Annotated in this window: 1 protein-coding gene; it reads left to right on the forward strand. The window is 60.8% G+C overall.

All coding sequences use genetic code 11. The annotated features are described in order from the left end of the window. The coding region (locus ACK4SE_RS14200; protein ID WP_409694024.1) for a UTP--glucose-1-phosphate uridylyltransferase at nt 1-567 on the forward strand (567 nt) is incomplete at both ends.

Consider the following 567-nt stretch of genomic DNA (forward strand, 5'->3'; position numbering starts at 1 on the left):
CATTGTCACCGGTCGCATGAAAGGTGCAATCGAAGACTACTTCGATCACGCATTCGAGGTTGACGCCACGCTTCGCAAGGCCGGCAAGAACCCGCTTGCCGACCAGTTGGCGACGGCGACGCCCGATGCCGGAAGCATCTCTTTCGTGCGCCAGCAACAGGCCCGTGGCCTTGGACACGCCGTCTGGACTGCGCGTCACATCGTCGGCGACGAACCTTTCGCGGTTCTGTTGCCTGACATGTTGATGGTCGATCACGAGCCTTGCCTCAAATCCATGACGGATCTTTACCAGCGGCACGGTGGCAATGTGGTGGCCGTAGAACGGTGCCTGCCGGAAGAGGCCCACAAATTCGGCATCGTTTCCCTGAGGCAGACGATGGGGGGCGCGCTGGTCGACGGCCTCGTGGAAAAGCCTGCCCCGGGCACGGCGCCGAGCAACCTGTTCATTTCCGGCCGCTACATCCTGCAGCCCGAGATTTTCTCGATCCTTGAGAACCAGACACCGGGTGCTGGCGGCGAGGTACAACTGACCGACGCCATGATCACGCTGATGGCAAATCAGGAGAT

Source organism: Brevundimonas sp., from assembly GCF_046293315.1.
Classification (GTDB): domain Bacteria; phylum Pseudomonadota; class Alphaproteobacteria; order Caulobacterales; family Caulobacteraceae; genus Brevundimonas.